Genomic DNA, 23,949 nt, shown 5'->3' on the forward strand with positions numbered 1-23,949 from the left:
TCCCTTTGCGTTTGGGGTACGCGGGTGTGGCCATCTGCTGGCGAGACCTGACGCGGCGGGAGATGCGCTGCGGATAGGTTGAGAGCAGGGTCATGCCGGGCGTGACCCGAGTCCGCAGGAGCGTTCCGGGCGTGACATGTGGGCGAGCGGGGGGCGGTCGCCGTCTGTTTCGTCCGAGAGGCAGCGCCAGTCGGTCGGCCCCTGACCGCGTTTCCATTGCACTACCACCTGCCCGCAGGTCGGATGGGCCACCCTGGTGTCCCGCGCAGGCCTGCACGGATGGCTGTGGGCCAATGCACGAGCAGATCCCCGGTACAGCCCCCTGACGGGCGCCACGCAAACGGAAAGGCCCCGGACGATCCGAACGTCCGGGGCCTTTCCTTTCGTCGTCGGGTGCCTTGCGATCCGGTCAGCCGGTCACGAGCGAGAGCGGTTTCCTGTCCGCGGCCAGCATCGGGAAGTCGACGTGGAAGACGGTGCCTTCGCCCTCGGTGCTGTCGAAGCCGATGTCGCCGTTCTGCTGCTTCATGATGAGCTGGCAGATATAGAGGCCCAGCCCCGTCCCGTTCACGCCGCGCGTCTGCCCCGGCGCCTGCACGAAGCGCTGGAAGATCCGCGGCTGCACGTCGGCCGGGATGCCCTTGCCGAAGTCGCGCACGTTGATGCGGGTGAAGCCGTCGACCTGCTCCATCGAGATCACGATCCTGCCGCCGGGCGGCGAGAACTTGGCGGCGTTGGACAGCAGGTTGGTCATCACCTGGAGGGTGCGCTCGAAGTCATATTCGGCAACGAACTCGGGGTCGAAGTTCTTCTTCTCCACGCAGACGTCGAAGCGGCTGGCGAAGGGTTCGTTGGCGACGATGGCTTCGTCGAGCACGTTCACAAGCGGCGCGCGCTTGAGGTTGAACTCCATCTGGCCGGCGGCGATCTTCTCGACATCGAGGATGTCGTTGACGATGTTCACCAGCCGGTCGGCGTTGCGATGCGCGATGGAGAGCATCGACCGGGCCTTGTCCGACATGTCGCCGGCGGCGTTCGACAGCAGCAGCCCCATGGCGCCCTTGATCGAGGTCATCGGCGTGCGCAGCTCGTGGCTGATCGTCGACAGCAGCTCGGACTTGGCGCGCTCGTTGCGCTCCTGCTCGGAGTTGTCGCGCATCACGATGACGATGCGGCGCGAGCCGTCTGCGCCACGGATCAGGTTCATCCGCACGTCGTAGGGGGTGTCGTTGACCCGGCGGCGGCTGCCGATCTGCTCGACCTCGCCGCTCAGAAGCGGCGCCATCTGGGCGCGGAACGCCTCGACATCCATCTCCGGGTCTTCGTCCCAGAGATGCTTGCCGTGGAGCTCGGCCTCGTTCCAGCCGGTGCGCTTGAGCGCGGCGCGGTTCATGTAGGTATAGGCCAGCGTCCTGGCGTCGGCCATGTAGACCTCGTCCTGCAGGCCGTTGAGCAGGGTGAACAGCTCTTTCTGCTCGGACGCCGCCCTGGTGGCGGTGATGTCGGTGCGGATCGAGATGGCCCCGACCAGCGCGCCCTTGCGGTCGAGGTGCGGAATGATCGTCGCCAGCGTCGAGATCGCCTCGCCGTTCTTGCAGCGCAGACGCATTTCGCCAGACCAGGGGCGGCCGGCGTCGAGCCCGGCGCGGATCTCGTCGAAGAGCGCGTGGTCCTCGTCGAAATAGAACATGCTGGAGGGGCGGCCGATGGTTTCCTCGCGGCTGTAGCCGGTCGCCTTCAACAGGTTCTCGTTGGCGTGGAAGATTCCCGCCTCGGCATTGCTGAGCGAGATCATCGAGTGATTGTTCAGCGCCTCGGCCTCGCCCATCAGGTTCTTGAGGCTGTTGCGGCCCCTGCCGTGATCCATCTTGAGAATGAGGAAGAGACCAACCGAGCCCAGTGCGATAGACAGGGTCGCAAGGGGTGTGAGGTGAACCTCGACCAGATGAGCGCCGCACATCACAGCGGCGCCAAGCGCCCCTGAGGCAAGTGCAGCCAGTACTGTCGTTTTGCCTGTATGCATAATTCGATGCCTTGTCTTCCGCTCGTTCTGAGCGGATCCCTAAATGTGCGGTCCATTTTCATGCGCCCCAGTCCGAACCGCAGGTCCAGGAGCATTACTTCTAAAATTTCGCAACTTTTGCTGAACAATAGCGCCGCGAAAAAGGCAAAACTTGGAACAAATGGAAAGAACAGGCGGAAATGTGCTGACCGTACGTAACTTTTCCGGGGGTTGACCGGAATCCATGTAAAGATACGCAGAATATGCAGGTTTTTGGCGGCCAAATGTGACGCTAACCCGCATCGATTTCTTTCCCCCGCAGCGCCCGCTTCGACTCGAATTCGGGGAAAACCTCATATTACCGTACTGGATTGTGGCGGCGGTGCCTGATGCTCTAGCGCGTCAGATCTGGCCCTGTTCCGGCAGGTCGACCCGCACGCCCGCCTCGCTCAGCAGTCGGTAGAGCGTCGCGAAGGTTTCCTCGGTCGGGGTGAGTTCGCCCTTGCGTTGGTTCAGGAACTCCTCGGCTGGCGTGAAGAAGCGGATCGCGGCATCGACCTCGGCGTCGGCCCCCGAGCGGTAGGCGCCGATGCGGATAAGCTCCTCCATGTCGGCATAGCGCGCCAGGGTGCGGCGGGCGGCCTGGAAGATTGCCAGTTCGTCGGGGCGGTGGCAGTCGGGCAGCATCCGGCTTACCGAACGGTAGAGGTTCACCGCCGGGAAGCGCCCGCGCTCGGCGATATGGCGGTCGAGCACGACGTGGCCGTCCATGATGCCGCGCACGGTATCGGCCACCGGCTCGTTCATGTCGCCGCCATCGACCAGCACGGTATAGATCGCGGTGATGTCGCCCACGCCCTCGGGGCCCGGCCCGGCGCGTTCCATCAGTTGCGGCAGTTCCGAGAAGACGGTCGGCGGATAGCCCTTGGTCGTCGGCGGCTCGCCCCCCGATAGGCCAATCTCGCGCTGGGCCATGGCGAAGCGGGTGACGCTGTCCATCAGCAGCAACACCTGCTGGCCCTGGTCGCGGAAATACTCGGCGACGGCGGTGGCGGTCCAGGCGGCCTGGCGGCGCATCAGCGGCGGCTCGTCCCCGGTCGAGACCACCACGACCGAACGCGCCAGCCCCTCGGGGCCGAGGTCGGACTGGATGAAGTCCTGCACCTCGCGGCCGCGTTCGCCGACCAGCCCGACGACGATCACGTCGGCCGCCGCCTGGCGGGCGAGCATGGCCATCAGGGTCGACTTGCCGACGCCCGAGCCGGCGAAGACGCCCATGCGCTGGCCACGGCAGAGCGGGGTGAAAACGTCGAAGATCTTGATGCCGGTCTCCAGCCGCTCGCCGGTGCGGCGGCGGTCGAAGGCGGCAGGGGGCGGGGCCTTGACGTCGCGGGCGCGCGGCCCCTCGACCAGCGGGCCCTTGCGGTCGAGCGGTTCGGCCAGGGCGTTCATCACACGGCCCTTCCACGAGGCATCCGGGCGGATCGTGTCGCCGCGCGGGCTGAGCGAGACCGGGTCGCCGGCGCTGACCCCGACCCAGTTGCCGAAGGGCAGGACGTGGGTGCCGTCGCCGTCGACGCCGACGACTTCGCCCAGCACCGGCCCGCGCGCGCCATGCACGATGCAGCGATGGCCGACCCACATCGCGCGTTCGAGCCCGGTGACGGTCAGCGTCAGCCCGACGATCGAGCTGACCTCACCAGCAATTCTTGAACTATCCACGGATCTTACAAGTGTAGATAGTCCAGAGAAGGCGTTCTGCATGAATAAATCCGCTAGCCTTAAGGTTTAATACATGTTAAACATGAATTGATAGAAAGGAAAGATGCATTGAAGCTCGAATCCATGTCCTTCTTCCGCCTCGCCTCCCGGAAAATGGAGTGGCTGAGCGCGCGGCAGAAAGTCATCGCCGAGAACGTCGCGAATGCCGACACGCCCGGCTACAAGGCGCGCGACGTCGCCTCCTTTGCCGAGACGCTCGAGTCGGTGACGACGAGCGCCCCGCTGGCGCGCACCTCCTCGAACCACATCACCGGCACCGATCCGGTCGGCCCCGGCCTGCGCGTGGAAGAGGACAAGGATGCCTGGGTCAGTTCGAGCATCGACGGCAACTCGGTTGTTCTGGAACAGCAGGCGATCCGGGCGACGGAAACCACCGAGAACTACCGGCTTGCGGCCAGTCTCTACCGCAAGGGCTACGAGCTGGTGACCCTGGCCGTTACCGGCATCAGATAGCGAGAAGACATATGGACCCGTTGAAATCCATTGCCCAGATCGCGGCGAGCGGCATGAGCGCGCAGAGCGCCCGTCTCCAGGTCGTCGCCGAGAACGTCGCAAATGCCGATACCACGGCCAAGTCCGCCGGCGGCGATCCCTACCGGCGCAAGACCATCGCCTTCGAGGAATATCTCGACCGGGAATCCGGTCTCAACATGGTACGTGTCGCGGATGTTGGCCGCGACAACTCGGCCTTCTCGCTCCGCTACGATCCCTCGCACCCTGCGGCGGATCCGGACGGGATGGTGAAGATCTCCAACGTCAATCCAATCCTGGAGATGGCCAACATGCGCGAAGCCTCGCGCAGCTACGAGGCGAACCTCAACCTGTACGAGGCCGGGCGCAAGATGCGCGGGCTGATGATTGATCTCTTGAAGTGATTAGGAAGACATGTCGGAAATAACCACCACCATCGTGAACGGCGGCGCGGTTGCGGGCGCCTATCGCAATTCGTTCAACCTGCAGCCGCCTGCGGGGCCGTCGACGGATGCCGAGCAGGCCGGCAACTCCTTTGCCGACATGGTGCGCGAGGCGGCCACCGACGCCGCCCGCACCATGCGCGAGGCCGATGCCGTGGCGCGGTCGGGTCTGGCCGACGGGGCGACGACGCAGGAAGTGGTGCAGGCGACCATCGCGCTGGAATCCACGGTGAAGGTCGCCGTGGCGATGCGTGACAAGCTGGTGGCGGCCTACCAGGAAATCATGCGGATGCCGATCTGAGGGAAACGGCGCGGTGAACGAGAGCGACACCTACGACATCCTGTCCATGACCTTCCTGACCGTCCTGTACGGAGCAGGTCCGATCATGCTGATGGCGCTGGTTGTCGGTCTCGCCATCGCCTTCTTCCAGGCGCTGACGCAGGTGCAGGAGATGACGTTGACCTTCGTGCCCAAGATCGCCGTCATCATGGTTGGGCTCGTGGTGGTCACGCCGCTGATGTATCTCGTGCTCAAGCGGCTGTCGGACCAGGTGTTCGACATGCTCGTGACCGGTGGGCCGTGAGGGCCGCCGCACGGATCGGCGCTCTGGCGGTTGCCGCCCTTGCCGCCGGCCCGCTCCTCGCAAGCGGGTGGGAAGGTCTCTACAAGCACACCGAGAAGCCGCGTGTCACCCTCTCGCAGCCCGAAGAGGGCGTCTGCGTGCGCGAGATCCTCGACGCGCAGATCCGCTACAACATCCCGAACAACATCCTGCTGGGCATCGGCCTGCAGGAAGCCGGACTGCGGCTGGGCGATCTCTATACCGTCTGGCCCTGGGCGGTGAACGCGGCGGGCGAAGGCCGGGTCTTCGACAGCGGCGAAGAGGCGTTGGCCTGGGTGCATGAACGCCAGGCCATGGGCGTCAGGTCGATCGACATCGGCTGCATGCAGGTGAACCTGCAATGGCATCCGAATGCCTTCACCTCGCCCGAGGCGGGTTTCGATCCCGCGCGCAATGTCGACTATGCAGCGAGCTTCCTGCGCGATCTCTACTACAAGACCGGGGACTGGGAGCTGGCGGCGGGGTCCTACCATTCCTTCACACCCGAGTTGCGCGCGATCTACCTCGACTCGCTCCGGCGCAACGTCGCGGCGGCCAATGGCCGTATCGACGAGTTCCGCGACATCGCCGGGGTTGTCGGCGCGACCGTGAGCGAGGCGGCAGTGGTCGCTGCGCCGGGCGGCATTCTCTGGTCCTCGGGCATCAGCCAGATCAAGCAGGGCGAAGACGGCGCCCGCACGCTCTATTCCAGGGACGCGCTGCAGCCGCTCCTGCCCCAATTCGGACGAGGTGAATGATGGCGGCGGGCAAGACCGAAGCCCCGGCTTTCCTGCGCGGACTGGCGCATCGCGACGTGGCCTTCGCCATCGGCGTCACGATGGTGCTGGCGATGCTGTTCATCCCGCTGCCGCCGGTGGTGCTGGATTTCGGGCTGGCCGTGTCGCTGTCGCTTTCGGTGCTGATCCTGATGGTGGCGCTCTGGATCCCGAAACCGCTGGAGTTCAACTCCTTCCCGACGCTGCTGCTGGTGGTAACGCTGCTGCGCCTCTCGCTGAACGTCGCCTCGACCCGGCTCATCCTCTCCGAGGGCCATACCGGCGCCGGCGCGGCGGGCGGGGTGATCGAGGGGTTTGCGCGTTTCATCGTCGCCGGCAACTTTGTCATCGGCATCGTGATCTTCGCCATTCTCGTGGTGATCAACTTCATCGTCATCACCAAGGGCTCGGGGCGGATCGCCGAGGTGGCCGCCCGCTTCTCGCTCGACGCGATGCCGGGCAAGCAGATGGCGATCGACGCCGACCTCGGCTCGGGCCTGATCGACGAGGCAGAAGCCAAGCGGCGGCGGCGCGAGCTGGAGGGCGAGAGCGGTTTCTTCGGCGCCATGGATGGCGCCTCGAAGTTCGTGCGCGGCGATGCGGTGGCGGGCATCATCATCACCTTCGTCAACGTGATCGGCGGCATTCTCGTCGGCACGATGCAGCACGACCTCTCGCTGATGCAGGCGGCCGACAGCTATACCACGCTGACCATCGGCGACGGTCTGGTCAGCCAGGTGCCGGCGCTGATCGTCTCGCTGGCGGCGGGCCTGATCGTGACCAAGGGCGGCACCGAGGGCGCGGCGAACGAGGCGGTGCTGAGCCAGCTGTCGAACTTCCCCAAGGCCACCTTCGTCGCCGCCGGCCTGCTCCTGGGCATCGGGATGCTGCCGGGCTTTCCGCTCTTCGTCTTCATGCTGCTTGCCGGGGCGATGGCCGGCCTCGGCGTCTACATGCAGCGCCTTACGAAACGCGAGAAGGCGGCGAGCGCGCGGGCCGAGACCGAGCGCCAGCGCAATGAGGCGGCCAGCCGCGAGGACGACCTGCGCACCACGATGAAGGTCGACGACCTGCGCCTCGACCTCGGGCTGGCGCTGGTGCCGCTGACCAGCGGCTCGGAAGCGGCGCTTCCGGGCAAGATCCGCAGCCTGCGCGGCCTCTTCGCCCGCGAATACGGCTTCATCCTGCCCTCGGTGCGGATCAAGGACGACTCCAACCTCGAGACCAACCAATACGCGGTTTCGGTGCAGGGCGTCGAAGTCGCGCGCGGCCAGGTGCGGCCCAACATGATGATGGTGCTGAACCCCGCCGATGCGCCGATCACCCTGCCGGGCGAGAAGGTCAAGGACCCCACCTTCGGGCTCGACGCCATCTGGACCGACCACGCCAGCGCCTCGACCGCCGAGGCGCAGGGCTATACCGCCGTCGATCCCGAAAGCGTCATCACCACGCATCTGACCGAGATCATCAAGGAGCATATGCCCGAGCTGCTGACCTATGCGGCGGTTCAGGAGCTGATCGGCAACCTCGACCGCGATTACCAGAAGCTCGCGGGCGAGATCCCCGGCGTGTCATCGGCGATCACCCTGCAACACGTGCTCCAGGGCCTGCTGGCCGAGCGCGTCTCGATCCGCAACCTGCCGCTGATCGTCGAGGCGGTGGCCGAGGTCGGGCGCACCACCAGCAATGTGGTCACCATCACCGAACATGTCCGCAAGCGGCTGGCCAACCAGATCTGCCGCTCGCTGACCGACCCGAGCGGGTTCATTCCGGTCATCACCATGAACAATTCCTGGGAGAAGGAATTCCTCCAGGCCGTGCGCATGAACGGCGACGACCGGACGTTCCTGATGTCGCCGCAGCGGGTGCAGGAATTCGTGCTCGCCGCGCGCCAGACCATCCAGAACTTCGCCCAGAAGGACGAGTGGCCGGCGCTGATGGTGGCGCCCGAGGTGCGGACCTTCGTGCGCTCGATGCTGGAACGGGTCAGCCCCTCGACCCAGGTGATCTCGCACAACGAGGTGCATCGTAAGGCGAACCTGCGCACCGTCGCCAGCGTCGGCAGCTAGAGCATGGACCTGACCGCGCTCCTCACCTCGCAGGTTCTGGGGTACGCGCTGGTCTTTGCGCGGCTGGGCTCGGTCATGGTGTTCATGCCGGGCATCGGCGAGCAGATGATCCCGATCCGCCACCGCCTCGCTATGGGCGTGGTGCTGTCGCTGGCGCTCTACCCGGCCACGCCGGTCGGACCGCTCCAGTTCGACACGCCGCTCGATCTCTTCCCGTTGCTGGTGGTCGAAACCGCCATCGGCATCTGGATCGGTGTCACCGCCCGCATCCTGCTCTCGGGGCTGCAACTGGCGGGCTACCAGGTCGGCATCGTCACCGGCCTCTCCAACGCCTTCGCGCCCAGCATCGGCTCGTTCGAGGGCTCGACCCTGCTGGCCACCGCGCTGATGCTGACCGGGGTCACGCTGATCTTCGTCACCGACCTGCACCACGGCATCATCGAAGCCCTGGTCATGAGCTATGACATCTTCCCGCCGGGCCGCATCATGGCGGGTGACATGGCAGAGCAGACGGTGCGGGCCGTTTCGCACAGCTTCTACATCGGCACGATGATCTCGGCCCCCTTCTTCGTGATGGGGCTGGTGCTGAACGTCGGTTTCGGCCTGGCCAACCGGATGATGCCGACGCTGCCGGTCTTCTTCGTCGCCGCGCCGCTGCTGATCGCGGCGGGCATGTTCGTCCTGGTCGTCGCCGCCCCGGCGATGATGCACGCCTGGCTCGAGGATTTCTCGCGCTGGGTCGGGCTACTGGCGTTCTGAGGAGAGGCGGATGGCCGAGAACACCGAAGACCAGGGCACAAAGACAGAAGACCCGACCCCGCGAAAGCTGAAGAAGGCGCGCGAGAAGGGCGATGTCCCGAATTCACGCGAAGCCGGGACCATGATGATGATCCTGGCGCTGCTGATCCTGACCGTCTTCCTGATGCCGCAGGTGGTGACGCCGCTGACCGGCGTGCTGTCGCGCGTGTTCGAGACTGCGGGCACCGTGCAGATCGGCGAGGGCCGCGCCGGGTTGCAGGATATCGGCCTGGTGACCGGCCTGCTGTCGCGCGGGGTCGTCATCGTCCTCGCTCCGGTGATGGGCCTGTTCCTGCTCGCCGCCATTGCTGGCGCGCTTCTGCAGGGCGAGATCGTGGTGGCGGCCGAGCGGATCAAGCCGAAGTGGAGCAAGCTTTCGCCAATCGCCGGGTTCAAGCGGCTGGTTTCGCCCGATGCGCTGGTCGAGTTCGTGAAGAGCGTCGCCAAGGTGCTGATCGTCGGGGCGGTCGGGGTCTGGCTGGCCTTCAAGGCGGTGACCGGCATCTGGCAGAGCGAAGGGTTCCTGCCCGAGGCCATCGCGCCCTATTTCCAGCACTACATCACCTTGCTGCTGGCCGTGGCGGCGGTGATGGCCGTGGTGATCGCGCTGGCCGACACGATCTACAAGCGCCTGCACTGGATTGCCAAGCAGCGAATGTCGGTCAAGGACGTGCGCGACGAGATCAAGGAGCAGGAAGGCGACCCGCTCATCAAGGCCAAGCGGATGGAGACCCGCCGCAAGCGCTCGCGCCAGCGCATGGCCGCGGCGATCCCCGAGGCGACGGTGATCCTGACCAACCCAACCCACTATGCCGTCGCGCTGAAATACGAGCAGGGCGAGGACGAGGCCCCGATCTGCACCGCCAAGGGCGCCGACCTGATGGCTGCGCAGATCCGCAAGCTGGCGCATGAGGCCGGGGTGCCGGTGATCGAGAACCGCCCGCTGGCGCGCGCCCTGTTCGAAGTGGCCGAGGTCGACGCGCCGATCCCGCTGGAGCACTGGCAGGCCGCGGCCGAGATCATCCGTTTCGTCTTCGACCTGCGCCAGAACATCCGCAGGGCTCCGCCGGCGGGGTCGAGCGTGCGCGAGGACTGATCCGGGCCGGGCCGCCCTTTCGGCCCCGGTGAATGGGCCTATGCCTGACCTTTGCGGCGGCGGCTGGCGGCGGCGAGGGCGGCGATGCCGGAGACCAGCAGAAGCCCGCCGGCAGGCAGGGGAACTTCGCCGATCCGCTCTGCCACGGCATAGGTGGCGTTGGCATCGACGAACTGGGGATTCGCGGAGACGTTTCGCACGGCAATTGACGGAATGTACCAGCCGACTGCAAAGTCTTCGCCCGTCTCGGGGACGTCAAAAGCGAAATAGGGGCCAGCGTCGCCTCCTCTGTTCGGAGTTCCGAGCGAGGTGCCGACAAGGTCAGCGAAGGCGCGCGCCATTTCCTGGTTGCCCCACCAGACCTGGGATTGAAGCAAGTCGTCCATGTCCTTGAACGTTCCATATAGGCTGGTGACATCGTAGTCATGGCCCGCGTAGGAAACCACTACGGCCGAGGCGGATGTCGCCGACATGGCCAGGGCGAAGGTGCCTGCCGCAAGGGCGGTGTGAATGCCTTTCATAATTCCCTCCCAAAATGAGAAACTTTCAAAACCGCGGGTGAATTCCCGACAGGTAAATGTCTTTCGGATTACTTAACCCGTCAACAAAAAATCTGGAAATGGGGGATTGGGGCGCCCACTCGCGCGGCTTGTGCCGTCGCGAGGGGTAAATTCCTAGAGCTTCAGACCCTGCAGGCGCTGGTCGCCCGGCAGCTTGGAGCGTTCGAGGATGATGCGCGAGATCGCCCGTGCCCGCACTCGGTTCAGCGCGGCGAGGATCGGTGCGGCGTCGCGTTCCGGCATCGTTGCCAGCACCATCACCGAGGTCTCGATGTCCATGTCGTCGAGGATCGCTGCGGCTTCCTTCGGCTTCATCGAGGAATAGAGCGCCACCAGCCGGTCGAGGTCGTCGGTCTGGGCCTTCGCGACGGTGGCCAGCAGCCCTTCCAGCTCGGTCTTGAGGTCGGCCAGCCGTTTCTGCTCGATCCCGAGCTTCTCCTGCGCCAGTTCGACTTCCGACTGCTGCTCGATCAGCCGGGCCTTCTGTGCGTCGAGCAGGGCGCGTTCCTCGCTCATCGCCTGCAGCATCTCTTCCGGCGTCTCGCAGAGCATCGGCGGCGCCGGCGCGGATACCGCTGCCGGAACCGGCATCGGCTGCTCGGTCCCGCCCGAGGCATGGGCGGAGCTGACAAAGGCGCTGGGTTCCGAGTCCGTCTCGGGGAAGAAGATGGCGGTGGTCGTGCGCAATACGCCCATCACGGCCAGCCCGCCGAGGACAAGCATGAAGGGGCGGGGGCGTCTCATGCCTCGCGGCTCTTCACGGTGGCGAAGAAGCTGCGCACCAGTTCCGCCTTGCCGTTGACCGAGGTCACGCCGGCCGGTTCCTCGACACGCTCAAGCACCGGCTCGGGCGCCGGGGCGGGCGCGGCAGCGGCCTGGCGGCGCGCCGGGCGCAGCGACAGCCCGTCGCGGACCTGGTCCTCGATCGCGTTGGTCACCGCCTTGATGGCCGAGACCGAGCTTTCCGACCGGTCCACCGCGGCCGAGAACTCGTCGACCATCGGGGCCATCTCGCGAAGCACGATGACAAGGTTCCGAACCCGCCGGTCGACCAGATAGGCATAGCCGAGCACGCCCGCCAGAAGGATCAGGATGGCGAAATCAATCAAATGTGACATCGGTCGGTTCCTCTTCTTCACTGTAATCCCGGACCACCCGCAGCGCGACGGAGCCATTGGCCCGCCGGCCCACCGCGGCCGAGAAGAATTTCAGGTTGTCGCAGGCCACGGTCACGTTCTGGTCGGCGGTGATGCCCAGCGGCACCGTTACCCCCGGTTTCCAGCCCAGCACATCGGCCAGCGGGATCATCGGTTCGTGCAGGATGGCGTCGACGGTGATCGAGGTGCCCTGCAGCTTGCCCGAGAGCAGTTCGCGCCAGGAACTGTCGCCGCCGAGCTGGCCGCCGTGGAACGGGGCCGACAGGATCGAGCGGATGGATTCGAAGACCGAAGTGGGGAAGAGGAAGATCATCTTGCCGCCGCGACCGTCGAAGTCGATGCTCATGACCACCTTGACGCAGGGCCCGGAAGGCGCCGCAAGGACCATCGCCTGCGGGCTGCTTTCGATGTGGTCGATCTGGAACTGCACCTCGGCGAGCCGGGCAAAGGCCTCGGACAGCGCGTTGAGCGCCGCCTGGCACAGGCGCGCGCCGAATTTACGCTCGATCATCGAGAAGGCGCGCGGGGTCCATGGTGTCTTCGAGGCATCGCGCCCGCCCAGCAGGATCTCCAGCGTGGTGAACAGCAGTTCGTGGTCGAGGACCACGCCGATATCGGCCTCCCAGGGATGGGTCGCGGCCACCATAGCCAGCGAGTCGAGCGAGAGGCTGTCCAGCGCCTCGCCAACCGTGGTGTAGGTAAAGCTTTCGATCTTGGCCTCGGCGGTATTGCCGGCGCAATGGGCCTTCATCACCGGGCCGAGGGCAAGCGTGAAGCGGTCGAAGATGACTTCCAGCACCGGCAGGCGCTGGTAATTCGCCTTGGCGCTGCGGATCATCTGGTCGACGACCCGGTCGTCCTGGGTGATGGTGTCGTTTTCAGCCATGGTTCATTGCACGATCAGGTCCGCGACAAGGATTTCCTGGGGCGACATGCTTTCCGTCACCGTCCGGGCGCGGTGCAGCAGCTCCTGCTTGACGATCACCAGCCCGAGCGAGCCGCGCAGGTCCTGCTCGGTCAGCATCCGCAGGTAGTCCTGGAAGGAATCCCGGATGAACAGCCGCCGCTCCTCGATCCGCTCGGCTCCGGCCAGCGTCTCGTCATAGACCAGCGCCACGTTCAGCTTCATGAACCGCGAGGTAGTGCGGCCCGTCGCCGTGGTGGCGTTGATGTTGACGATGATCTCCTTGAACGGCGTCACCGACATCTCGTTGACCGGCTTGGGCGCGGGCGCGCCGCCATGGTCCTCGGCCGCCGGGGCCGCTGCGGGCGTTGCCGCCGCATGGTCCTGCGCCGCCTCGTCGGGCTTGTCGAGGTTGGTGGCCAGGAAATAGCCCCCGCCGGCCCCGACCAGCGACAGCCCGACAATTGCCGCCAGCAGCACGATGGGCTTGCCACCGGATGCGGCCGCCTCCTTCGCAGGTTTCTGGGGTTTCTTCGCCATGATCAGCCGGGCCGGAACTTCTTTTCAATCAAGCACTACTATCGTGCATCTTGAGGTTTCTCACAAGTATAAAATGGATTTAGCCTTGCATGACAAGAATAGTCCTGTATTAATTCTGTTGAAACCTTTTTTATCCTTCCAAGCGCTCTGGTCCCGTGAACACGCTGCTGAGAAACCTCGCCTCTCTGGGTCAGTTGCGCCTGTCGCTTCTGGCGCTGTCCGGTGGCGCGCTGCTGCTGGTTTTCTTCTTCGGGTTGCGCGCGATCATGCAGCCCGAATACGTGCAGCTCTACGGCGGCCTCGGGCCGGGCGCGGCGAGCAACATCGTCGATACGCTCGAACAGGAAGGCATCAAGGTCCAGCTTGGCGATTCCGGGGCGACGGTCAGTGTGCCCAAGGAATCCATCGCGCGCGCCCGGATGGCGCTGGCCGACAAGGGCCTGCCGGGGGATGGCACGCCGGGTTGGGAACTGTTCGACGAATCCGGCGGGCTGGGGATGAACTCCTTCCTGCAGCGGGTGAACCGGCTGCGGGCGCTGGAGGGCGAGCTTGCCCGTTCGATCCAGACCATCGAGGGCGTCTCTGCCGCGCGGGTCCACCTCGTGTTGCCCGAGCGCGAGGCCTTCTCGCGCGACCGGCCCGAACCCACCGCCTCGGTGATCGTGCGCGGCTCGGCCAGCCGGTCGATCGGCCAGCGCCAGGCCCGCGCGATCCGCGCGCTGGTGGCTTCGGCTGTGCCGGACCTGTCGACCAACAAGGTCACCGTCCTTTCCGCCGATGGCGAGACGATCCTGGGCGAGACCACCGACGGCGCGGGCGATGTCTCGATCCAGTCGGTCAAGGTCGGCATCGAGGAGCGCATGGCGCAGTCGATCTCGCAGATCCTCTCGGCCCGCGTCGGCGCCGGCAACGTGCGGGTGCAGGTCAACGTCGATCTCGAAACCGAGCGGCGGGTGATCCGCCAGCAAAGCTTCGACCCGGCGCAGCGCGTCGTGCGGTCGACCGAGACCTCGGGCGAGACCCGCGAGGACCGCGACCTGGCGGCGGGCGAGGTCGGCGTAAACGGCAACATTCCCCCGGAACTGGCCGACGGCGCGCCCGAGAACGGCGGCACCAAGAATACCAGCGAACGTACCCGCGAGGTGGTGAACTACGAGATCGGCAAGACCGAGAGCGAGGTCGTGCGCGAACCCGGCGAGATCCGGCGCGTCTCGGTCGCGGTGCTGGTCAACGGCATCTACAACGTCGCCGACAATGGCGGGGTCGACTACCAGGAACGCCCCACCGAGGAGCTCGCACGGCTGGAGGAACTCATCAAGTCGGCCGTCGGTTTCAACGCCGAGCGCGGCGACTCGGTCTCCGTCGACAGCCTGCGGTTCATCGACTACTCGATGGACGTGGGCGAGCCGGTCGGCCCCGGCATCGGCCAGCTGCTCAGCGACAACTTCGCCTCGATCCTGCGTGGCCTTCTGGCCCTTGGCCTGACCGGCGCGGTGCTGGCCCTTGGCGTGCGCCCGCTGATGAAGCAGATGGGCGAGATCCAGGTGAACCAGCAACTGGCGCTGGCGGCGGAAAAGCAGGAGGCCGCCAAGATGCTGGCCGGTGCGACCGGCGGCGACACCGCCAAGGTGATGCAGGTCGGCAGCGAGGCGGGTGGCAATGTCACCGTCGAGCACAACGTGACCCAGGCCGCGCCGAACACCGTGCACCGCTTCTCGCCCAACCGTGCGCATCAGGAGCTGGTCAACCTCGCATCGGTGCAGGGCGGCGTGCAGCGCGGCTGGATCGAGACCGTTTCCAACACCATCGAGTCCCAGCCCGAGGAATCCCTCCGGGTGGTGAAGTCCTGGCTGGCGGAGGAGGTCTGACCAATGGGCCACCTCTTCGACCGCAACTTCGACATCGAGATCGAACAGGAACGCGCCGCCCGGCAGCGCGCCACGCGGGCTTGCTACACGCCCGAGGATCTCGACGCCGCGATGGAGCAGGCGCGGCAGGAGGGTTTCGAGGAAGGCCGCGTCGCCGGTCGTGCCGAGGCCACCGAGAAGCTGACCCAGAGCGACCTGCGCCGCCAGGCGGACTCGCTGGCCGAGATCTCGGGCCAGGTGGGCGAATTGACCGCGGTGATCGACGACCGGATCGCGAAGCTGGAACAGCAGCTCCTGTCCTTCGTGCTGGCGGTCTTCGAGAAGGTGGCGCCCGAGCTGGTCACCGCCCGCGCCCTGCCGCGGGCCGAGGCCGAGGTGCGCGCCGCCATCGAGATGGCGCGGGGCACGTCGGTGCTGCACATCCACCTGCCGCCGGCGGTTCATGCCGCCATCGGCGAGGCGCTGGCCGCCGGCACCAGCGGTGCCGAGGGGCGCGTCGAGATCGAGGCGGACCCGGCCCTGCGCGAGGGCGACGCCCGCGTCGAATGGGACAACGGTTTCATGGAATACAGTTTCACGGCGATCTGCGACCGCATCCTGACCGGGTTGCGGCAGGCCGCCGGAACTGAGGCGGGCGCGGCGCGCCCGGCAGAAGGGAGTGCGCAAGATGGCTGACGATCCGGAAAACGGCGAGGGCACCGCCGGCCAGGGCGGCATCGCGGAACTGGACATCAAGGAGGCCGGCAGCGGCCCCGAGCATCACGCGAGCGGGCGCAACATCGACGCCATGCTGAACGTCGGGCTGCAGGTGCAGATCATCCTCGGCCGCAGCCGGATGCCGATCTCGCAGATCCTCAAGCTTACCCGCGGGTCGATCATCGAACTCGACAAGAAGATCGGCGACCCGGTCGAGGTTTTGATCAACGACCGCCTCGTCGCGCGCGGCGACCTGGTGAAGCTGCCGGGCGATCGGCTGGGTGTCGAGCTGACGGAGATCGTGAAAGACTACGTTCCCGGAAATGACTGACCGAGATGGTCCAGCATCCAACCCTTCCGGCCCGGCGCCTCTGCCTGCTGACGCTGATTGCGGCGCTGGCGGTGCTGGTGCTCTGGCACCAGCCGGCGGCGGCGCAGGATGCGGGCGGGCAGTTCCTGGGCGCGATCACCGACGCACTGAGCGACGCGCCGGCGGGGTCGGACGAACGGGCCACGCTCTCGGGTCGCATCATCCAGATGATCGCCCTGATGACGGTGCTGGCGCTGGCGCCGGGGCTGCTGGTGGTAATGACCTCGTTCACCCGCTTCGTCATCGTCTTCTCGATGCTGCGCTCGGCGCTTGGCCTGAACCAGACGCCGCCCAACATGGTGCTGAGCTCGATGGCGCTGTTCATGACCTTCTTCGTCATGCAGCCGGTCTTCGAGGACGCCTGGCAGGACGGGATCCAGCCGCTGATGAACAACGCGATCACCGAGGAGCAGGCGATGGGGCGCATCGGCGACCCGTTCAAGCGCTTCATGTTCGCCAACACGCGCGAGAAGGATATCGCGCTGTTCGCCGATATCGCGGCCCGCAGCGAGAATGCGCCGGTGCCGACCGGCCCGGTGACCGCCGAGACCACCGGCTGGCGCATCCTGGTGCCGGCCTTCATGATCTCGGAACTGCGGCGCGCCTTTTCCATCGGCTTCCTGATCTACCTGCCCTTCATCGCCATCGACCTGATCGTCGCCTCGATCCTGATGAGCGCAGGCATGATGATGCTGCCGCCGGTGCTGGTCTCGCTGCCGTTCAAGGTGATCTTCTTCGTGCTGATCGACGGCTGGTACATGTTGGCCGGCAGCCTGATGGAAGGCTATGTGCCCCTTGTGGGCGGATGAACTGAGGGGAATGGACCCATGGCAACCGCGACGCTCCGACGGGCCCTGAACGACCTGCCCAACGACCGGCCGCGCCGCAAGCGCATGTCGGGCCCGGAAAAGGCCGCGATCCTGTTCCTCTGCCTCGGCGAGAAACGCGGATCCGAGCTGATGAAGAAGCTCGACGAGGACGAGATCCAGAAGATCACCCGCGCCATGTCGCGCCTCGGCATGATCGACGGCGAGCAGGTCGAGCAGGTGATGACCGAGTTCACCGAGAACGTCTACAACGGCGGCTCGATCGTCGGTTCCTTCTCGGTGGCCGAAAAGCTGCTGCGGAACTTCCTGCCGGGCGAGCAGGTCGAAGCGATCCTCAAGGATATCTCCGGCCCGCTCAAGGAACGCGACCTCTGGGCGCGGTTCAGCCAGATCAACGAGAACGTCATCGCCAACTACCTCAAGGGCGAGCATTCGCAGACCGCCGCGGCAATCCTGTCGAACGTCGCCACCGATGTCGCCGCCCGCGTGCTGCCGCTGCTGGGCACCGAACGGATGCAGGACGTGATCGAGCGGATGATCAAGATGGAGGCCGTTCCGGCCGAGATGATGTCCGAGATCGAGGAGACCCTGAAGACCGAGCTGATGGGTGCAGCGGAATCCTCGGGCCGGGACATGCACAAGCAGATGGCCGAGCTGTTCAACAAGCTCGACCGCAATGCCTTCGAAGAACTCGCCGGCGTCCTGGAAGAGAAGATGCCCGATGCCTTCACCAGCATCAAGCAGCGCATGTTCACCTTCGACGACCTGGTCAAGCTCGACGCGATGGCGCTGGCGCGGGTGATGCGCGGGGTGCCGGGCAACACGCTGCCGGTCGCGCTGCGCGGGGCCAGCAAAGAGGTGCGCGACCACTTCCTGGCGCAGCTTCCGGGCCGGTCGCGCGACATGCTGGCCGAAGAGATGAACAACATGGGACCGGTGCGCGGGCGCGACGTGCGGACGGCGCAGCTGGCGATGGTGGATTACGCCAAGGAACTGGCCGACGAAGACGTCATCCAACTGCCGACGGAATCCGAGGAAGACGACTTCATTTGAAAGGCGCGCTCAGCGCCGGCGCGCCTGTTCGCGCCACCAGCGGATCTGGGCCAGTTCGCTCAGTTCCGCCTCTTCCCTGGCCGCGCGTTCCTTCGCCCGTTGCGCCAGCGCGTCGAGCCGCAGGATCTCGTAGGACTTGATCTCGCGAAAGCTCTCGGCCACGCGGTCGGCGATCTTGCTCGCCTTGGCCTCGATCGCGTCCTGGCTTTTCTGGTTGCGGTCGATTTCCGAGCGGACGGAGCGCACGAAATTGCCAAGATAGCCCCGCAGCGCCGGATCGGCGCATTGCGCGCCTTCGTCCATGCTGGTCTCGAGCTCTTGCTTTGCTCTTTCGAGCAGGCCAGCCTCGGCTCTCAGCTGGCCCAGTTCCTGCGTCTCGGATTCGATCTCGTGCCGGCGGACGCGTTCCAGAAGTTCCAGCGCGGCGATGCGGCGCTCGTCCACCTTAGTGGCCTGTCTTCGGGGCCGCCTGCGCCCCGGCATCGGCGGGCGGCGGGCCGCCCAGCTTGATCTCCAGCGCCGCGCGCATCCGGTCGGTGATCTCGGGCGGCAGCATGTGGCGCGCCTTGGGGACGGTCACGGGAACGGCGATGGTTTCTGTCGGGATCTTGCGCACCGACGAGGCCGGCATCTCGCCGCCGGCGGCCAGGGCCAGCCCCGGCAGCAGCGCGAAGGCAGCCGCCAGGCGGATCACGACGACGACGAGGCCAGGGCGCGCTGGCTCTCTTCCACCGCGTAGAAGTTCGGCTGCATCCGGGTCGGGATCGCGCCGCGGCCGATCTCGATGCAGATGTTCGGCGGATGGTTGGCGACGATGGCCAGGAAGATGTCTCGGATCACGACGTAGAAGTTGCCGTCCTCTTCCTCGATCTGCTTCAGCCGGCCCGAGATCGGCTGCACCATGCAATAGGCCAGGAACACGCCGAGGAAGGTCCCGACCAGAGCGCCGCCGATCATGCCGCCCAGAACCTCGGGCGGCTGGTCGATCGACGACATGGTCTTGATGACGCCGAGAACGGCCGCGACGATCCCGATGGCGGGGAGGCCGTCGGCCATGGTCTGGATCGCGTGCGAACTGGCCAGCGCCTCGTGGTGGTGCTTCTTGAGCTTGCGGTTGATCACGTCCTCGGTCTGGAAGCGGTCGTCGAACTGCATCGACAGCATCCGGAAGCTGTCGGTGATGAGCTCGATGGCGAAGTGGTCGTGCTGCACCTTGGGATAGCGCGAGAAGATCTCGCTCTCGTTCGGCTTCTCGATGTGGTCGTCGAGCGCGAGGATGCCGCTCTGCTTGTAGATCCGGGCCAGTTCATACATCAGGCTGAGCAGGTCTTCGTAATCCTTGCCCTTCCACTTGGGGCCCTTGATCACCTTGACCACGCCTGCCATCGCGCTTTTCAGCATCGCCATCGAGTTGGCGATGACAAAGGCCCCGATGGCCGCGCCCCCGATCATCATGCCTTCGAAGGGCAGCGCGTGGAGCACGATGTCCATCTTGCCGCCTGACAGGATGAAGCCGCCAAAGACAAGCCCGAAGACCATCGCGAGTCCAAGGAAAACCGTCATTTCTACGTCCGTATGCTTGAAGAGAGCGTCAAATTTGCAAATCCGTCCAAGAACATGATAAACATAATTGACTTCCCTACAAGTATAATTGAGTATAAATCCAACGTCCAGCTGCCAATCTGACGCCAAGAGCATGAATAACTCAGAAGCCTTCGCATATAGTTTCGACGAGGAACTGGTCCGCAGCGTCCTGCCCGACTGGCCGGCGGACATCAGCGTGCTTCTGTGTCTCAAGGCCGACGGCAGCTGCCGCACCGTGATTTACCACAACGAGGAAGGCACCCGCGCCCTGCGCCGCGCGGCTGCGGTTCTCGACCTGCCGACCCGCAGCTTCGCCGTTGCGCCCGAGGTCAAGGGCTGGCCCACCCGCGCCGTCCGGTTCTCGGAAGAGCAGGACATGCTGACCATCGTTTCCGGGGTCAGCGGGCTGGTCGACAAGGCCAAGGCCTATGCCGAGAACTACAAGACCGAGCAGGAGCAGGCGAGCCGGAAGGAGGCCGAGGGCTCCGAGCCCGTCCGTGCCGGTCCGACGCGCCGCCTCAACCTCGGTCTCGCCAAGGCGGATATCGCCGAGAAGGTGCGCCGGCTCACCGCCGAGACACCACAGCCGCCAGCACCTCCGGCCGCCAGGATGCCCTTCGGTTTCATGCCGGGCGGGCCGCAGCGCGAATGCCAATTCGGCGCAGGCCATATCGGCATCGCCGGCAGCTTTGTCCGCGTCATCCTCGCGCCCGAACGGGTCACCGTGAACACCGATCCGGTGGTGGTGAACGAGATCGGCTTCAGTGCTGACTTCCTGCGCTTCTACCTGCCGCGCGCGGCGCTGGCCGGCTGGCTTCCGGGCCGGGCCGCCGTGCTCGACATCCCGCTCGGCTCCTTCCCCGAAGCGCTGCTGCGCGCCTTCGAGGGCCGGCTGCTGCATGTCGAGGCGACGATCACCTCCGAGGGCGTCTTCCTTGCGCCGGGCGGTCCCGTGACCGAGCCGCGCGTCGAGGTCGAAGAAGAACCGCAACTGACCCCCCAGCCATCGGCAAGACCCAGGCGCCGTTGGCTCACGCCGCTGCGGGCGGCGGCGGCGGCCTGTGTTGTCGCCGGCACCGCAGCGGCGGCAGTCAACATGGTGCCACTCGGCCCGGTCAGCGCCTTCGAGCGGATTCTGGCCAGCAACTCGGAATGAAATGCGCGGTCATAACCCCGGTCGGCCCCGGCCACGGGGCTCTGCTGGAGTCCTCCTGCGCGCCCTCGGTCGCGCAAGCCCGCGCCTATGACCCCGGGCCATTCGAGACCATCGAACATTTCGTGATGGACGACACCGAGGGCCGGCACGGCCGCTCGAACCGCCGCAATACCGCGTTGGATCGGGCGCAGGCCGAGGGCTTCGACTGGGTCTTCTTCCTCGACGCCGATGACGTGATGACCCCGAACGCCTTTCAGGCCTTTGGCCGGGTGATCGAAGCGGAACCCGATCTGGACGCGGTCTGGGGCCTGATCTGCACCTTCGACGACAACGGCGACCCGGCCTTGCGCGAGGGCCAGCCGGAACGCATCGACACCCGCGCCCAGCTGCTGACGGTCGAGCCGCATCTCTCACTACAGATCGGCGCCTTTGTCCGAACCGCCTGCGCCGCGCGCTTCGGCTTCGATGCGGCGATGAACACCGGCGAGGATTTCAAGTTCTACTACCAGCTCTGGGCCGATTGCCATTGCGCCAAGCGGCCCGAGATCTTCTTCGTCAACCGGCGCGGTCAGCATTCCACGGGCCCGCGCGGGGCCACCGGGGCCGACTGGCAGACGGCGGTGTCAAAACTCTGGGCCGAGCAGCTGGCCGAGGTGCCGGTCTACGCCGAGATCCGCGATACCGAGGGCGCGCCGGCCCGGATGCGCGTCACCAACCCGCGCGACCTGATCCAGGCCTCGCACCTGCGTGGGCAATTCTTCGAGGAAAGCTCGCTTGCCAAGCTCAAGCGCCTGCTGAACCAGCCAAAGCCGAACATCGTCGAGGTCGGGGCCAACATCGGCAACCATGTCGTCTGGTATGCCCGCCACCTCGACCCGGCGCGCATCTACCCGGTGGAGCCCAACCCCGAGGCGCTGGCGCTGCTGGATCAGAACATCGCCGCCAACGGCATCGCCGACCGCATCGATCGGCGCGGCTGGGGACTGGGTGCGGGCCGGGGCGAGGGGCGTTTCGCCGCCGTGACCGATGACGCCGACAACCTCGGCGCCACCCGCCTCGTCGCCGCCAGCGACGGCGGGATCGAGACCCGCAGCCTTGATGCGCTATTGGGCATGGACCGTGTCGATTTCATCAAGATCGACGCCGAGGGCATGGAGCTCGACGTGCTCGACGGCGCGGCGGGGCTGATCGCCCGCGACCGCCCGGTGATCTGGATCGAGGTGCTGCGCAAGAACATCATGGGGTTCGTGCAGGACTGGTGCCGCCGCGCCAATTACCGCGTGGTCGACAGCACTGCCTATCGCAACACCATCGACTACTTCGTCGTGCCGAGGGACTGAGATGACCGACCAAGCCGCCCTCAGCCGCAAGGATCGCCGCGTCCGGATCGCCAAGGCCGCCAAGGTCTATGGCATCAAGGGGCAGGAATCGCTGGACCTGCACGAGGCTTATAACGCGCTGGCGCGGGGCGAGGTGATGCGCGCCGTGCAACTCGCGCATCCGATCACCCAGAGCCACCCCGCCAGCCCGCACGCCTGGATCGTCATGGGCGGCGCCGCGCTTGCGCAGCGCGAGGGACGCACGGCCAAGGCCTTCTTCGCCGAGGCGCAGGCGATGCGGCCCAAGGACCCGCTGGTGCTGGGCGGTCTCGCCAAGGCGCATGTGCTGGACGCCGAGGTCGAAGAGGCGGTGACGCTGATCCCCCGCGCCTTTGCCGCCGGCAGCGAGGACGCGGGCCTCGCCCGGCTCTATCTCGAACTGATGGCCCAGCTCGGACGGCGCATCCTGGCGGCCGACCTGATGGAGGCGCATGTGCTGCGCCTCAAGGATGCGGGCGTCTGCCTCAAGCTGGCCGACATGCTGGTCGATGCCGACGAACCCAATCGCGCGGCGAAGTTCTACGAACAGGCTTATAACCTCGACCCGAAACCCGAGGCGCACCAGATCGGCCGCCTGCGCGGTCTGGTCACGCAATGCCGCTTTGCCGAGGCCGAACCCCTGGCGCTCGACCTGCTGGGCAGGGTCAAGGACCGCGATGCTGTGATGGGGATGCATCTCCTCATGCTGCGGGTCATGGGCCGTTCCGACGAGGCCGAGAACCTTGCCGCCGGCTTCGACTTTGCCTCGCCCGAGGGCTTTGCCCATGCGCGCGGCGTGATGGCGAACATCCACCAGGACCGGGGCGACGACGCGGCGGCGGATGCCGCATTCCTCGAGGCGATCCACGTCACGGGCGCCGGCGGCAACATGGCCAAGGCCTATGGCGTCTTCCTGCTGCGCAAGGGCGACTATGCCGCCGCCGCGCCGCATTATGCCGAACGCTTCCCGGCGCAGCAGCGCGCGCTGATCCCGCTTGAGAACGCCGCGCCGGACAACCTCGCCTCGTTGGGCCGCGTCCTGCTGATGGGCGAACAGGGGATCGGCGACCAGCTGGCGCTGCTGGAGCTGCTGCGCCTCGCGCCGCTGGCGCCGGACGCGCAGGTCACGCTGATCGCAGACGCACGTTTCGGCCCGCTGCTTGCCGGCAATACGCTGGGCATCGCTCATCATGACCGCAAGAACTTCCTGTCCAACCCGCAAAAGCTCGCGCCGAACCAGCTGGTCTATCTCGGCGACCTTACCCGTTACCTCGACGGCGCAGAGCCGGCCGCGCGGCAGGGGGCGTACCTCGTGCCCGATGCTGCTCGCAGCGATGCTCTGCGCCGTAAATATTCCGAAATGGCGCATGGCGCGCCAGTTGTCGGCGTCGCCTGGAAGAGCACCAGCCTGATCGGCCACCTCCGCTCGGTCCCGCTGGCCCGCCTCGCACAGGCGCTGCCGCAGGGCGCGCTGGTGGTGAACCTGCAATACGGCGATGTCGCCGCCGAAATCAAAGCTGCGCAGGAGGCCCGCCCCGACCTGCGTTTCGTCACCGACGCCGAGGTCGACCAGATGACCGATCTCGCCGGGTTCGCCGCGCAGATTGCCGCGCTGGACTTTGTCGCCAGCATCGACAACACCACCGCCCACATGTGCGGCGCGCTGGGTCATGCCGGGGCGCATCTGCTGATCCCTGAGGGGGCGGATTGCATGTGGTACTGGGGCGGCGGTGGCAGCTCGGATCCCTGGTATGGCGCGGCGACGCTACACCGCCAGGAAAAGGCCAGCGACTGGGACGCGCCGCTTGCCGCGCTGGCCGAGGCGCTGGCGCGATGA

26 protein-coding genes are annotated in these 23,949 nt (G+C 66.2%); 16 read left to right on the top strand and 10 right to left on the bottom strand.

Annotation, left to right across the window (positions count from 1 at the left end):
* Nucleotides 1–409: 409 nt before the first annotated feature.
* Together IE266_RS02340 and fliI are read right to left on the bottom strand one after the other, a co-directional pair.
* Nucleotides 410–1,960, bottom strand: a complete 1,551-nt coding sequence (locus IE266_RS02340; protein ID WP_189678421.1) for a PAS domain-containing sensor histidine kinase — start codon at nucleotides 1,958–1,960, stop codon at nucleotides 410–412.
* A gap of 444 nt (nucleotides 1,961–2,404) precedes the next feature.
* Nucleotides 2,405–3,766, bottom strand: a complete 1,362-nt coding sequence (fliI, locus tag IE266_RS02345; RefSeq protein ID WP_189678422.1) for a flagellar protein export ATPase FliI — start codon at nucleotides 3,764–3,766, stop codon at nucleotides 2,405–2,407.
* Nucleotides 3,767–3,832: 66 nt separating this feature from the next.
* Between fliI and flgB the strand changes: the two genes are divergently transcribed.
* The 8 genes from flgB to IE266_RS02385 are packed head-to-tail and all read left to right on the top strand — an operon-like array spanning nucleotide 3,833 to nucleotide 10,039.
* On the top strand, nucleotides 3,833–4,237 hold the full coding sequence (gene flgB / locus IE266_RS02350; RefSeq protein ID WP_189678423.1) for a flagellar basal body rod protein FlgB: 405 nt from the start codon (nucleotides 3,833–3,835) through the stop codon (nucleotides 4,235–4,237).
* Nucleotides 4,238–4,248: 11 nt separating this feature from the next.
* Nucleotides 4,249–4,659 (top strand): flagellar basal body rod protein FlgC, encoded by a 411-nt coding sequence (flgC, locus tag IE266_RS02355; RefSeq protein WP_189678424.1) that lies wholly within the window; start codon nucleotides 4,249–4,251, stop codon nucleotides 4,657–4,659.
* Between the two features lie 10 nt (nucleotides 4,660–4,669).
* Complete coding sequence (gene fliE / locus IE266_RS02360; protein WP_189678425.1) at nucleotides 4,670–4,999, top strand: flagellar hook-basal body complex protein FliE; 330 nt, start codon at nucleotides 4,670–4,672, stop codon at nucleotides 4,997–4,999.
* Nucleotides 5,000–5,012: 13 nt separating this feature from the next.
* Nucleotides 5,013–5,282, top strand: coding sequence for a flagellar biosynthetic protein FliQ (locus IE266_RS02365; protein WP_189678426.1), 270 nt, complete (start codon nucleotides 5,013–5,015; stop codon nucleotides 5,280–5,282).
* Nucleotides 5,279–6,058: a transglycosylase SLT domain-containing protein gene (locus IE266_RS02370; RefSeq protein ID WP_189678427.1), complete on the top strand. Its 780-nt coding sequence runs from the start codon at nucleotides 5,279–5,281 to the stop codon at nucleotides 6,056–6,058. Before IE266_RS02365 ends, IE266_RS02370 begins: the two co-directional genes overlap by 4 nt.
* Nucleotides 6,055–8,145: a flagellar biosynthesis protein FlhA gene (flhA, locus tag IE266_RS02375; RefSeq protein WP_189678428.1), complete on the top strand. Its 2,091-nt coding sequence runs from the start codon at nucleotides 6,055–6,057 to the stop codon at nucleotides 8,143–8,145. Before IE266_RS02370 ends, flhA begins: the two co-directional genes overlap by 4 nt.
* 3 nt (nucleotides 8,146–8,148) lie before the next feature.
* Entirely contained in the window at nucleotides 8,149–8,904 is a 756-nt protein-coding gene (locus IE266_RS02380) for a flagellar biosynthetic protein FliR (RefSeq protein ID WP_189678429.1), read from the top strand.
* 10 nt (nucleotides 8,905–8,914) lie between these two features.
* The gene (locus IE266_RS02385) at nucleotides 8,915–10,039 is read left to right on the top strand and encodes an EscU/YscU/HrcU family type III secretion system export apparatus switch protein (RefSeq protein ID WP_189678430.1); all 1,125 of its coding nucleotides are present in this window, start codon (nucleotides 8,915–8,917) and stop codon (nucleotides 10,037–10,039) included.
* A gap of 38 nt (nucleotides 10,040–10,077) precedes the next feature.
* Here the strand turns inward: IE266_RS02385 and IE266_RS02390 are convergent, their stop codons facing one another.
* The 5 genes from IE266_RS02390 to IE266_RS02410 all read right to left on the bottom strand — a co-directional run bounded on the left by IE266_RS02390 (nucleotide 10,078) and on the right by IE266_RS02410 (nucleotide 13,200).
* Nucleotides 10,078–10,560, bottom strand: coding sequence for a VPLPA-CTERM sorting domain-containing protein (locus tag IE266_RS02390; protein WP_189678431.1), 483 nt, complete (start codon nucleotides 10,558–10,560; stop codon nucleotides 10,078–10,080).
* A 153-nt stretch (nucleotides 10,561–10,713) separates the two neighbouring features.
* Entirely contained in the window at nucleotides 10,714–11,343 is a 630-nt protein-coding gene (locus IE266_RS02395) for a MotE family protein (RefSeq protein ID WP_229863864.1), read from the bottom strand.
* The gene (locus IE266_RS02400) at nucleotides 11,340–11,717 is read right to left on the bottom strand and encodes a flagellar motor switch protein (RefSeq protein ID WP_189678432.1); all 378 of its coding nucleotides are present in this window, start codon (nucleotides 11,715–11,717) and stop codon (nucleotides 11,340–11,342) included. Before IE266_RS02400 ends, IE266_RS02395 begins: the two co-directional genes overlap by 4 nt.
* On the bottom strand, nucleotides 11,701–12,642 hold the full coding sequence (locus IE266_RS02405) for a flagellar motor switch protein FliM (protein ID WP_189678433.1): 942 nt from the start codon (nucleotides 12,640–12,642) through the stop codon (nucleotides 11,701–11,703). Before IE266_RS02405 ends, IE266_RS02400 begins: the two co-directional genes overlap by 17 nt.
* A 3-nt stretch (nucleotides 12,643–12,645) precedes the next feature.
* Nucleotides 12,646–13,200 carry a flagellar basal body-associated FliL family protein gene (locus IE266_RS02410; protein ID WP_189678434.1) on the bottom strand — a complete coding sequence of 185 codons (555 nt, stop codon included), beginning with the start codon at nucleotides 13,198–13,200 and terminating at the stop codon, nucleotides 12,646–12,648.
* 155 nt (nucleotides 13,201–13,355) lie between these two features.
* Here IE266_RS02410 and fliF point away from each other — a divergent pair, with 155 nt between their 5' ends.
* From fliF to IE266_RS02435, 5 genes are read left to right on the top strand one after another with little or no spacing between them, the layout of a single operon-like run.
* Nucleotides 13,356–15,068 carry a flagellar basal-body MS-ring/collar protein FliF gene (fliF, locus tag IE266_RS02415; protein WP_189678435.1) on the top strand — a complete coding sequence of 571 codons (1,713 nt, stop codon included), beginning with the start codon at nucleotides 13,356–13,358 and terminating at the stop codon, nucleotides 15,066–15,068.
* 3 nt (nucleotides 15,069–15,071) lie between these two features.
* Entirely contained in the window at nucleotides 15,072–15,743 is a 672-nt protein-coding gene (locus tag IE266_RS02420; RefSeq protein WP_189678436.1) for a FliH/SctL family protein, read from the top strand.
* Nucleotides 15,736–16,095 carry a FliM/FliN family flagellar motor switch protein gene (locus tag IE266_RS02425; protein ID WP_189678437.1) on the top strand — a complete coding sequence of 120 codons (360 nt, stop codon included), beginning with the start codon at nucleotides 15,736–15,738 and terminating at the stop codon, nucleotides 16,093–16,095. Before IE266_RS02420 ends, IE266_RS02425 begins: the two co-directional genes overlap by 8 nt.
* A gap of 5 nt (nucleotides 16,096–16,100) precedes the next feature.
* A complete protein-coding gene (gene fliP, locus IE266_RS02430; protein WP_189678438.1) occupies nucleotides 16,101–16,943 on the top strand; it encodes a flagellar type III secretion system pore protein FliP in 843 nt (280 codons plus the stop codon).
* 18 nt (nucleotides 16,944–16,961) lie between these two features.
* Complete coding sequence (locus IE266_RS02435; RefSeq protein ID WP_189678439.1) at nucleotides 16,962–18,014, top strand: flagellar motor switch protein FliG; 1,053 nt, start codon at nucleotides 16,962–16,964, stop codon at nucleotides 18,012–18,014.
* 9 nt (nucleotides 18,015–18,023) lie between these two features.
* Here IE266_RS02435 and IE266_RS02440 read toward each other — a convergent pair whose 3' ends face one another.
* The 3 genes from IE266_RS02440 to motA are packed head-to-tail and all read right to left on the bottom strand — an operon-like array spanning nucleotide 18,024 to nucleotide 19,577.
* Nucleotides 18,024–18,458 (bottom strand): hypothetical protein, encoded by a 435-nt coding sequence (locus IE266_RS02440; protein WP_189678440.1) that lies wholly within the window; start codon nucleotides 18,456–18,458, stop codon nucleotides 18,024–18,026.
* 1 nt (nucleotide 18,459) lies between these two features.
* Nucleotides 18,460–18,708 carry a hypothetical protein gene (locus IE266_RS02445; RefSeq protein ID WP_189678441.1) on the bottom strand — a complete coding sequence of 83 codons (249 nt, stop codon included), beginning with the start codon at nucleotides 18,706–18,708 and terminating at the stop codon, nucleotides 18,460–18,462.
* Nucleotides 18,705–19,577: a flagellar motor stator protein MotA gene (gene motA, locus IE266_RS02450; RefSeq protein ID WP_189678442.1), complete on the bottom strand. Its 873-nt coding sequence runs from the start codon at nucleotides 19,575–19,577 to the stop codon at nucleotides 18,705–18,707. The genes IE266_RS02445 and motA overlap by 4 nt, the downstream gene beginning before the upstream one ends.
* A gap of 133 nt (nucleotides 19,578–19,710) precedes the next feature.
* Between motA and IE266_RS02455 the strand changes: the two genes are divergently transcribed.
* From IE266_RS02455 to IE266_RS02465, 3 genes are read left to right on the top strand one after another with little or no spacing between them, the layout of a single operon-like run.
* Entirely contained in the window at nucleotides 19,711–20,754 is a 1,044-nt protein-coding gene (locus IE266_RS02455; RefSeq protein ID WP_189678443.1) for a hypothetical protein, read from the top strand.
* On the top strand, nucleotides 20,751–22,094 hold the full coding sequence (locus tag IE266_RS02460; RefSeq protein ID WP_189678444.1) for an FkbM family methyltransferase: 1,344 nt from the start codon (nucleotides 20,751–20,753) through the stop codon (nucleotides 22,092–22,094). The genes IE266_RS02455 and IE266_RS02460 overlap by 4 nt, the downstream gene beginning before the upstream one ends.
* 1 nt (nucleotide 22,095) lies before the next feature.
* Complete coding sequence (locus IE266_RS02465; RefSeq protein ID WP_189678445.1) at nucleotides 22,096–23,949, top strand: tetratricopeptide repeat protein; 1,854 nt, start codon at nucleotides 22,096–22,098, stop codon at nucleotides 23,947–23,949.

It is taken from the genome of Seohaeicola zhoushanensis, assembly GCF_014656415.1.
GTDB classification, from domain to species: Bacteria; Pseudomonadota; Alphaproteobacteria; order Rhodobacterales; family Rhodobacteraceae; genus Seohaeicola_A; species Seohaeicola_A zhoushanensis.